This is a genomic window from Streptomyces sp. DI166, from assembly GCF_900091315.1.
In the GTDB taxonomy this organism is placed as follows: Bacteria; Actinomycetota; Actinomycetes; order Streptomycetales; family Streptomycetaceae; genus Streptomyces; species Streptomyces fuscus.
This window is the reverse complement of the sequence record NZ_FLSP01000168.1, coordinates 1-10,331: the sequence shown is the minus strand read 5'-3', so window position 1 is coordinate 10,331 and position 10,331 is coordinate 1. Positions and strand designations below refer to the sequence as shown.

Below are 10,331 nucleotides of genomic sequence, written 5' to 3'. Positions count from 1 at the left end.
GCCACATCCACAGACCCGGCGCGACCGCCCCCGGCCCGCGCCACGCCCTCAGACCCGGCGCGACCGCCCCCGGCCCGCACCGCGTCCACAATCCCGCCCGGAGCTGCCGAGCATTCGGCCTCGCCCCGCAGCCCCCCGGCCCCGGCGGCCTCCGCCCCGCCGGTCCTCGGGCGTGCGGTGTCCCCCCGGCCGGGACCCGTTCCGTCGGCCCAGTCCTCGGCACCGTGGCCCTCCCACGCCAGGGCCCAGTCCTCGGCACCGTGGCCCGCCCGCGCCAGTACCCCCACCCGGATCAGCTCCGGCACCCGGAACATCGCCGGGCCCCCGGGGGCACTGTCGGACAGGACGAGGACGTGCCGGTCCAGCAGGCGGCCCACCAGGGACTGGGCCGTCCAGGTGTCCAGGCCGAGCACGCGCTCGACGCGCTCCGTGTCGAAGGGGCCGGGGCCCGCCTCGGTCAGCCGGTGCACGGCGCCGCGCAGCCTCGGGGACAGGCGGTCCAGGGCACTGTGCGCCCGGGAGGGTGCCGCGCAGGCCTCGTCCTGGAGTTCGGCGACCAGGCGGTCGTCGTCGACCAGACCCGCGGCCAGGTCGGTCAGCGTCCACATCGGGCGGGCCGCGTACAGCTCGCCCACGGCCCGCAGCATCAGCGGGTCGCCGCCGAGCCGGGCGAGCACGTGACGGAGTGCCGGACGGTGCCCCGCGACCCGGTCCTCCCCCACCAGGCGGACGAAGAAGCCCTCCGCCTCCTCCGCCCCCAGCGGCCCCAGCGTCAGCCGCCGCGCCCCCGGCAGCGACAGCCTCACCCGCGACGTCACCACCGTCAGACAGGACTCCCCGCCCGGCAGCAGCGAAAGCACCTGCTCCGCGCCGGCCGCGTCGTCGAGCAGCACCAGCAGCGCACGCTCCCGCGCCGCCGCCCGGAACAGCGCCGCCAGCCCCTCCGCGTCCTCCGGCTGCCGCTGCCGCGCGACGCCGAGCCCGTCCAGCAGGGACCGCAGCACCGCCTCCGGGGAACGCGGCCGGTCCGCCGTGTCGTGCAGGGACGCGTACAGCAGCCCGTCCTTGAACCGCCCCGCCATCGCCCGGGCCGCCCGCACGGCGAGCGCGGTCTTGCCGACCCCCGCCGGTCCGAGCAGCGTCACGACGGCGGCGCCGCCCTCGGCGATACGGGCCAGTTCCGGCTCGCGCCCCACGAAGTCCGGGGTCTCCAGCGGCAGTTGGTCGACGACCGGAGCGGAAGCGACCGGCACCGGCCGCCGTTCCGGCTTCGCCGCCGGGGGCAGCACCTCCCGCAGGATGTCCTGCTGGAGCTTGCGCAGGCGCTCCGACGGCTCGATCCCCAGCTCGTCCACCAGCCGTTGCCGCAGCCGCAGATACGCGTCCAGCGCGGTACTGCGCTGTCCCGACCGGTGCGCCGCGATCATCAGCTGCGCGGTGAACCGCTCGTCCAGCGGATGGTCCACGGTCAGCCGCCGCAACTCGGCCACCAGCCCCTGGTGGCGCCCCAGTTGGAGATCGGCCTCGATCCGCAGCTCCAGCGCCGCGAGCCGGGCCTCGCCGATCTGCGCGATCCGCGCGGCGAGCAGCGGCCCGGCCTCCAGCCCGGCGAACGGCTCCCCGCGCCACAGCGCGAGCCCTTCGCGCAGCAGCCGCGCCGCGTCCTCCGGCGCCCCGGAGGCCAGCGCGGCCCGGGCCCGGTTCACCCGCTGCTCGAACTCCCACAGGTCCAGCTCCCCCGGCCGCGCGGTCAGCCGGTACCCGCCGGAACCGGTCTCCAGCCGCTCCCCGGTGTCGCCGTCGGCGCTGCCCTTGAGGGCCTGGCGCAGTTGGTAGATGTAGGTCTGCACGGTCTTGCGGGCCAGCCGCGGCGGCTCCTCGTCCCACAGTTCCTCGACGAGGGCCTGCACGGAGACCAGGTGGTTGGCGTCCAGCAGCAGTACGGCCAGCGCCCGCCGCGCCATCGGCGCGGTGAGGGTGCGCGGCTCGCCGCCGACGTGGATCTCCAGCGGCCCGAGCACCTTGATCCGCAGTTCGGACAGCCCGGTGGCGGTCGCGGTCATGTCGTCCTCCCGCGTCCGGAGCGGGTGCGCCGCTCACCGCGCCCCGCCGCACGCGGCGCCGGGCCGCCCTGGTGGGTCACCGTCCGCGCCGACACCAGCCGCCCGGGGCAGGCCGACTCCGGCGGCAGTCCGCCCGGCAGCAGCAGCCCGAGGAAGTGCTCCACCGTCCCGTACACCGCCTCCGGGGCGGTACCCGCCGCGCTCACGACCGCGCTCCGGCATTCGAAACGGTGTCGCTGTCCAGGTGGTGCATGGCGCGGCGCTCCTTCCGGAACTCACTGGGGGTGACCCCGTAACGGCCGCGGAAGAGCCGGCTGAAGTGGGAGGCGCCGTACAGGCCCGCCCGTTCGCCGATCAGCGCCACGGGCAGGTGGTCGAGGGCGGGGTCGGCCAGCTCGGTCCGGCAGCGGGCGAGCCGCTCGTCGCGGATCCAGCGGGCCGGGCTGACCCCGAACTCCTGGAAGATCTTCTGGAGGTAGCGCAGCGAGATGTTGTGCCGCCGGGCCACCTCGTTGGGGCTCAGACTCGGCTCGGCGAGGTGCTCGCGCACATGGGCCTGGATCCGCAGCATCAGCGCCTGCCGGGCGATCTCGCTGTCGGGCGCGACCTCGCGCATCCGCTCGGCGAAGAGCACCGCGGTCAGTCCGGCGACGCTCCCGCCGAGCAGATCGACGGCCGTCTCCACTTCCTCCCCGTGCCGGTCGAGCCCTTCGAGCATGCCGCTCAGCAGCGCGGCGACGCCCTGGTCGCCGTTCCAGGCGCGGGCGGTGAGCCGCTGGGTGTCGGTGGCGGTGAGACCGACCAGGGAGTGCGTCACCATGACGTCGACCATCCGGAACTCCTCCGGCATGATCACCTTGAACGGGCGCCCGGTGTCGAATGAGATGAGCTGCGGCGGCCGTACGACGCCGTGCCGTCCGTCCTGGAAGACCCAGACCTCGCCGCGCAGCGGACGGCACACCCTGAGGCGGGCGCGGCGCCCGTCCGCGATGAGCCGGCCGGGCCGGACCAGTTCGCGGGGACCGCCCTGCACCAGCGATACGGTGACCTCGCCGAAGCGGTGCCGGACCGTGGTCCCTTCGAGGATCTCCTCGTGGTTCCTGACGATCTGCAGTCCGCCGCGCTCGGCGGGCGGTGGATCGGCGGTGCACCGGCGCACCTGCCGCGGCCTCACCTCACTGACACGTTGCATCGCGTACCCCCTGTTCCGATGTCGGAGCTCTCGTCGAAGCACCACCAGGGAAACATACCCGCATGCGGGTTTTCTACTTCGATCGAGAGTTTCGATGGATCACCGGAGGCGGGCACACCGCCGAGGCCGGACCGCCATCGGCCCGGCCTCACCGAGAAGGCGCAGCTCAGGCCACCCGCGCCAGCCGCGGCCCGGTCACCGCCGGCACCGCGCGGTCGGCGTACAACTCCGCGACCTGGAAGGCGAGATCGAGCGCCTGGTAGCGGTTGAGCCGGGGGTCGCAGGCGGTCTGGTAGCGCCGGTGCAGGTCGGTCAGACCGATCGGGTGGCCGCCGCCCACGCACTCGGTGACGTCGTCCCCGGTCAGCTCGATGTGAATACCGCCGGGGTGGGTGCCCAGTGCCCGGTGCGCCTCGAAGAAGCCGGTCACCTCGTCCAGTACGTCGTCGAAGTGCCGCGTCTTGTGGCCGCTGGCGGCGGAGAAGGTGTTGCCGTGCATGGGGTCGCAGATCCAGGCGACCGGCGCCTCGGCCTCGGTCACCACCTCCACCAGCGCGGGCAGCACGTCGCGCACCCGGTCCCGGCCCATGCGGGTGATGAACGACAGCCGCCCCGGCTCCCGTTCGGGGTCGAGCCGGTCGATCAGCGCGAGCACCTCGTCCCGGGTCGCCGACGGACCGAGCTTGACGGCGACGGGGTTGCGCACGGAGGCCGCGAACTCCACGTGCGCGTGGTCCAGTTGCCGGGTCCGCTCACCGATCCACACCATGTGCCCGGAGACGTCGTAGGCGTGCCCGGTGCGCGAGTCGATCCGGGTCAGGGCCGCCTCGTAGTCCAGCAGCAGCGCCTCGTGGCTGGAGTAGAACTCCGCGAGGTGGAACTCCCCGGGGTCCGCCCCGCAGGCGGCCAGGAAGGTCAGGGCGCGGTCGATGTCCCGGGCGAGCGCCTCGTAACGGGCGCCGACGGGGGAGCTGTTGACGAAGTCGCGGTTCCACTCGTGGACCTGGCGCAGATCGCCGTAGCCGCCGGTCACGAAGGCCCGGATCAGGTTCAGGGTGGAGGCGGAGGCGTGGTACATCCGTTTGAGGCGTTCCGGGTCCGGCCGGCGGGCCTCCTCGGTGAACTCCTGTCCGTTGACGGCGTCGCCGCGGTAGACGGGCAGGGTGATGTCGCCGCGCACCTCGACGGGCTTCGAGCGCGGTTTGGAGTACTGCCCGGCGATCCTGCCGATCTTCACGACCGGCACCGAGGTGGCGTAGGTCAGCACGGCCGCCATCTGCAGCAGCGTCTTGACCTTGTCCCGCACCTGGTCGGCGGTGATCGCGTCGAAGGTCTCGGCGCAGTCGCCGCCCTGGAGCAGGAACGCCTCGCCCCTGGCCACCCGCGCGATGCGCTCGCGCAGTTGGTCGCACTCCCCGGCGAACACCAGCGGCGGGTAGGTCGCCAGCTCCGCCAGCACCCCCTTGAGGGCGTCCGGGTCGGGCCATTCGGGCTGCTGGGCGGCGGGAAAGCGGCGCCAGGAGTCCACGTCCGTCATGCGCTGATCAGCATTCATGTTGAGCTGTGCCTCACTTGTGTCCGGGGAAGGTGTCGGATCGGGTGTGCGGCGGATCGCCCGCGACGTCACGGGCTCCGGATACGTCACGGCTCCGGGGTACGGAGCGGCCCTCCCGCCGCCGGGACACTCCTCGCCGGGGGATGTACGAGGAGTGCGCCGGTCGGGGGGAGGGCCGCGACTCGGGGGGCGAGCGGCATCCGGCCCGTCAACGGCCCCGGACTCACCGCGATGCCACGACTCTACGAACGTCCCCGCCCGCCCGGTTGCCGCACCGCGCACCGCCCCTTGCCGAAATACGCGCGAACGGACAACGCCCCCGGAATGTCACATTCCGAGGGCGTCGGGCTTACCCAGTTCCAGCACAAGAATCTCTTCCAGTCACTCCCCAATCGTCGGCAACCACATGAAGGACCAGTTCCGCACAGCTACGACGGCACCCCGACAACTACGCCGGGAACAGCCACGCCGACACCGCGACGGCTACGTCAGGCACAAGCACGCCGACACCGCGACGGCTACGTCAGGCACAAGCACGACGACACCGCAACGGCTACGACGGCACCCGCGCCCGCCGCACCCGGCGAACCCGCGCGTCGCAGCGGGGCGTTGCCTGTGCCGCGGCCACCGCTCGCCGCCCCTCCTCCGCCGCGTCGATGATGATCCGGGCGTACGGCAGCAGCCGCGCCCCCGCCTCGGTCAGCGCCAGCCGCCGGTGACTGCGGTCGAACAGCGCCGCCCCCACCGACTCCTCAAGCCCCTGGATCTGCGCCGTCACCGTCGACTGCGCGTAGTTGAGGTTGCGGGCCGCCCGAGTCACGCTCAACTCGGCCGCCACCTCGCGAAATGCCCGTAGCTGCTGGATCTGCATGTGCCGCTCCCTTCGGCCGGCCCGGCGGGGCCGCCCGGAAAACGCCTCAGACGGAGCCGGAGACCGCGGCCCCGCGCGAGAGCGCCTTGCCGCGTCCCGCGGTGATGTCGAGCCGGCCGTACACCTCGGGCCGGGCCAGGGACCGGGCCATCAGGTCGTAGAGAACGGCGATCCGCTCCTCCACGTCCGCCCGGTTCGTCATGATCTCCGACAGCAGCTGCACCCCGGTGAAGGCGCCGACCGCCGCCTCGGACACGGTCGCCACATCGATCCCCGGCACCAGTTCGCCCCGCTCCTGGGCCTCCCCCAGCAGCCGGGTGCTCACCTCGATCCAGGCCTGGTACGGCACCTTGCGGTCGATGACGTCGTGCCCCTGGTCCACCGCGAGGCGGATGCTGCCCTGGAGCATCCGGTCGAAGGTGAGCCGGTGCGCCACGAGCAGGGTGACGTCCACCCACTCCTGGAGCTTGGGCGCTCCGGGCTCCTGCGGCGGTGCGAAGTACCGGATCTGGTCCGCCACTTGCTCGTCCAGCACCGCCTGCGCCAGCTCGGCCTTGGACGTGAAGTGAAAGTAGAAGGCGCCCTTCGTCACACCGCACCGCTGGTAGACGTCCGAGATCCTGGTGGCGGCGTAGCCGCACTCGGCGAAGACCTCACCGGCCGCCTCCAGAATCGCCTGACGTGTCCTGATGGCTCGATCCTGCTGTGCCACTGGGCCCCCTTCCTTCGTCGTAGTTGATGGAGTGTCCAGAGCGGGCGCTTATGCGGAACCACCCGCTCTCATTGAAAAACATACCCGCATGCGCGTATCTTACCGGCGGGGTTGGAACCAGTCACCCGTCATGCACCTTCTCGTTCCAGAAGGAAGAGCAATGACCACGAACATCGGTATTCACAGGGGCCGACGCCGCCACGGGGGGATCAGGAGGACGGTGTTTCCGGTCAGGCCGGTCGCACCGGTCAGGCCGCACATCCTGCCGCCCGCGACGGCCGTCGACACCAGGCTCGTACACCGCACCGACCGCAAGGACGTGCTGCCGACCGGCATCACGAAGCTCGACGAGGGCCACTACACCGTCTTCACCCAATGGCCCGCGGACCACCGCCGCTTCACCGACCAGGACGGCGACTTCCTGCCCTCACTGGTCATCGAGTCCATACGCCAGGCCGTGATCCTGGTCGCGCACGACGGCCTCGGGGTCCCGCTCGGCCATCAGTTCCTCGTCTCCACCGCCCACCACCGCATCGACCCGGCCCTGCTGCTCGCCCCCGGCGCGCCCGACCGGCTCGAACTCGACGTATCCGTCCACGACTTGAAGCACCGCCGCGGCATCCCGTCCGCCCTGGAGGCCCGGGTGGTCATCCGCGCCGACGGCGAGATCATCGGCACCGGCGGCGGGGAGTGCTCCGTCATGACCCCCGAGGTCTACCGCCGGCTGCGCCGCGGCCGTACCGAGACCGCCTGGCCGGCCGCACTGGCCGCGCCGCTGCCCGCACCCCTGCCGCCGCACTCCGTCGGCCGCACCCACGCCTGCGACGTCGCACTGTCCGCCGGGGACCTGCCCGGCGAGTGGCTGCTGCGGGCCGATGTGTCGAACCCGCTGATGTTCGACCACCCGAACGACCACATGCCCGCGATGGTCCTCCTCGACGCCGCCCAGCAGGCCGCGCACCTGACCTTCGGACCTCGCCCCTTCCGTCCCTTCTCCTGCGTCGTCTCCTGCTCGCGCTACGTCGAGTTCGACGCCCCCTGCACCGTCCGGACCGACCTCACCGAGGAGACCGACGGCGGATGGACGCTGTCCGTCACCGGCCACCAGGGCGGTGAGCAGGTCTTCGAGATCCTTTTCCGCGGCTCGGCCGGGACCCGCTAGCCCGCCGGGCGACCACCGGGCCCGCAGGTGGGTGGGCCTGCCGTCGGCAACGAGCGCCGCACCTCTCATCCGCGCACCATCGGCTCTAATACGCGCACCATCGGCCCCGTCGCCCGCCCCGCGCCGGAAACCGTCCGGCCACCCGGCCCGCACACCGTTCCCGCGCCCGCCCGCCGCCCGCGCCCAACCGCTCCCGGCGCCCGATCCGCACATCCGTACCCCGGCATACGTGGATCCGCGCACGGTCCCGTCCGCTTCCGCCCTCCACCGGCACCGCCCTTCGCTCACCCCCGGCCCAGCGCCGGGCACCGCACCTTCAGTTCCGCCACAGCTCAGGAGCTCGTCCCATGACCCGCACCGACGCAGCCCCACCGACTCGCCGCCGCTTACCGCACCGTCCACCCGCCGTCCACCGGCACCGTCGCGCCGACCACGAACGAGGCCCGGTCACTGCTCAGCCAGGCCGCCGCCTCGGCGATCTCCTCCGGCACCGCGATCCGCGGCAGCAGCGCCGCCCGCGCCATTTCCTCCGCGACCCCGGGAATCCGCTCCAGCCACGCGTCCAGCATTTCGCTGTGCGTCGCCCCGGGCACAATCGCATTGACCCGAATTCCACTCGCCGAATATTCCGCTGCGACCGCTTTGGTCAATCCGATGACGGCATGCTTGGCGGCAATGTAAGGGGCAGCAACCGGGGTCGCCACAAGCCCCGCCGTACTGCTCGTGTTGACAATGGAGCCACCGTGCTCCAGCATCGCCGCGACTTCCTGACGCAGGCAATTCCACATTCCGCGGACATTGGTGTCCATGACGGTGTCGTAGACCTCGTCGCCCATCAGGTGCATCGGCGTTCCCTCGGCCCCGACCCCGGCGTTGTTGAACGCCACATCGAGCCGCCCGAAGCTCTCCGCGGCCCGCGCGAACCCCTCCTCGACCTGCGCTTTCACCGCCACGTCGAGCACCACGTACTGGGCTTTGCCGCCCTCGGCGCGCAACTCGTCCACCAGTGCGGCGAGCCGCTCCTCGCGGCGGGCCGCCAGGGTGACCGCGGCTCCCTCCCGGCAGAAGACCCGGGCCGCCGCGGCCCCGATCCCACTGCTGGCGCCCGTGATGAACGCGTGCTTTCCCTGCAGAAGTCCGCCGTAGCGCATGGCCTCACATTACCCGTGATTTAAGTCCCTGATTCGCGTCGCACTCAAATCTGACTCGAATCCATTTCCCGGCCCTTTCCACAGGGCCACCGGCACCCCCCACGCGCCGTTTTCTCCCCCCTCCGTTCCGCATTGCCTGGCCTGATCACTGTTCCCGAGACAAGATCGGAAGAAATTCGCATGGCACCGACGCGACGGATACTCATCACCGGCGGCACCGGCTTCGTGGGCTCCCACGTGGCCGCGCTGCTGGCCGACGGCCCGAACGCGGCGAACGCTCCACGGCTGCGCCTGCTGGTCCACCACCGCCCGACGACGCCCGACGACACCGGCAGGGTGGAGGTGCGCCGCGGCTCCCTCACCGACCCGCGCTCGCTGCGCGGGGTCTGCGACGGCGTGGACACCGTGCTCCACCTGGCCTCGCTGATCGGCGGCAGCCCGGCGGACTGCGCGGCCGTCAACGACGCCGGGACCGGGGCCCTGTTGGAGGAGGCCGCTCGCGCGGGGGTCGAGCGGATCGTCCAGCTGGGCACGACGGCCGTGTACCGGGACGAGCCGCACACCGGGGCCCGGGAGGGCGAACCGGTGCTCGGGCCGTCCTCGCCCACCAGCGTCAGCAGGCTGGCCGGGGAGGAACGGGTCCTCGCGGCCGGCGGCGTCGTCCTGCGCCCGCACCTGGTGTACGGCCCCGGCGACGTCTGGGTGGTACCGGCCCTGGTGGATTTCCTCACCGCCTTCCCCCGGTGGATCGACGGCGGGCGGGCCCGCACGTCGCTGATCGGTGTGCACGACCTGGCCCGGGCCGTGGCCGCGCTGTCCCTGCGGCCCGAGCTGCCGCGCGGTCAGGTCCTGCACGCCGCCCGGCCGGAGCCGGTGCCGGTGCGGGACCTGGTCGGGGCGGTCTGCCGCGAGCTGCGGCTCCCGCTGCCCGAGGGCGAGGTCTCCCTCGCCCGGGCGGCCGCCCTGACCGGCGCCGACCGGGACCCCCTGGTCCGGCGGCGTCTGTCGTTGCTGGCGGTCGACCACTGGTACGACAGCTCCCGTCTGTGGCAGTTGCTCGACATGGCGCCCCTGGACGACTTCGCCCGCGACTTCGCCGTGGGCGCCGCCTGGTACCGGTCGCTGCTGTCCCGCCGCACGGACGGGGAGCTGTTCTCCACGCGATGACGACCGGCTCCCGCCGGGCCAGTCCCCGGCCCGGCGGGGGCGCCGCAGCACCGAGCCCACGCTAGGCGCCCACCCAACGATCTCCTCGCCCACCAGCGCACACGCAGTAACACATCCGCGCACACCCCCCACCCACCCGGAACGCCGCATTGCCCCTCCGGGGTCCGCCCCACCCCCCACACGGCGCTTGCCCGTCCCCGCCCCAGGCCACGGCGCCCACCGCCCGGCACGTAGCGGCAGGAGCGGACGCCCCCCGGCCCCGCACCCCGGGCCGTCCGACGAACCACCCGGCCCGGGTCCGACCAGACCGCCAGACCCCACGGCCCGACCTCAGCGCCACGCACACACAGGGACCCCTCGCCCGCTCCCGCCCCACAGACCGCCGCAACCACCACCCGGCACGCACGCCCGCCGCACCGAACGCCACCCACCCCCGCTCTGACAGACCAACGGCCCGC

At 72.9% G+C, this 10,331-nt stretch carries 9 protein-coding genes; 2 read left to right on the top strand and 7 right to left on the bottom strand.

The window, feature by feature from the left end; translation table 11 throughout:
- From GA0115233_RS38665 to GA0115233_RS38640, 6 genes are all read right to left on the bottom strand, one after another.
- A partial coding sequence (locus GA0115233_RS38665) for an AfsR/SARP family transcriptional regulator (RefSeq protein ID WP_093725292.1) occupies positions 1–2,063 on the bottom strand: 2,063 nt, incomplete at its 3' end.
- A complete protein-coding gene (locus GA0115233_RS38660) occupies positions 2,060–2,269 on the bottom strand; it encodes a hypothetical protein (RefSeq protein WP_093725290.1) in 210 nt (69 codons plus the stop codon). The genes GA0115233_RS38660 and GA0115233_RS38665, both read right to left, overlap by 4 nt.
- Positions 2,266–3,255 (bottom strand): helix-turn-helix domain-containing protein, encoded by a 990-nt coding sequence (locus GA0115233_RS38655; protein WP_093725288.1) that lies wholly within the window; start codon positions 3,253–3,255, stop codon positions 2,266–2,268. The genes GA0115233_RS38660 and GA0115233_RS38655 overlap by 4 nt, the downstream gene beginning before the upstream one ends.
- Before the next feature lie 166 nt (positions 3,256–3,421).
- On the bottom strand, positions 3,422–4,810 hold the full coding sequence (locus tag GA0115233_RS38650; protein ID WP_093725286.1) for a class II 3-deoxy-7-phosphoheptulonate synthase: 1,389 nt from the start codon (positions 4,808–4,810) through the stop codon (positions 3,422–3,424).
- Between the two features lie 553 nt (positions 4,811–5,363).
- On the bottom strand, positions 5,364–5,681 hold the full coding sequence (locus tag GA0115233_RS38645; RefSeq protein WP_093725284.1) for a LysR family transcriptional regulator: 318 nt from the start codon (positions 5,679–5,681) through the stop codon (positions 5,364–5,366).
- A gap of 46 nt (positions 5,682–5,727) precedes the next feature.
- The gene (locus tag GA0115233_RS38640; RefSeq protein ID WP_093725282.1) at positions 5,728–6,393 is read right to left on the bottom strand and encodes a ScbR family autoregulator-binding transcription factor; all 666 of its coding nucleotides are present in this window, start codon (positions 6,391–6,393) and stop codon (positions 5,728–5,730) included.
- Positions 6,394–6,613: 220 nt separating this feature from the next.
- Between GA0115233_RS38640 and GA0115233_RS40785 the strand changes: the two genes are divergently transcribed.
- Complete coding sequence (locus GA0115233_RS40785; RefSeq protein ID WP_176712095.1) at positions 6,614–7,555, top strand: ScbA/BarX family gamma-butyrolactone biosynthesis protein; 942 nt, start codon at positions 6,614–6,616, stop codon at positions 7,553–7,555.
- A 386-nt stretch (positions 7,556–7,941) separates the two neighbouring features.
- On the opposite strand, the gene GA0115233_RS38625 is transcribed toward GA0115233_RS40785, so the two are convergent.
- Positions 7,942–8,706, bottom strand: a complete 765-nt coding sequence (locus GA0115233_RS38625) for an SDR family NAD(P)-dependent oxidoreductase (RefSeq protein ID WP_093725280.1) — start codon at positions 8,704–8,706, stop codon at positions 7,942–7,944.
- 180 nt (positions 8,707–8,886) lie between these two features.
- Between GA0115233_RS38625 and GA0115233_RS38620 the strand changes: the two genes are divergently transcribed.
- Positions 8,887–9,873 carry an NAD-dependent epimerase/dehydratase family protein gene (locus GA0115233_RS38620; RefSeq protein WP_093725278.1) on the top strand — a complete coding sequence of 329 codons (987 nt, stop codon included), beginning with the start codon at positions 8,887–8,889 and terminating at the stop codon, positions 9,871–9,873.
- Positions 9,874–10,331: the final 458 nt, after the last annotated feature.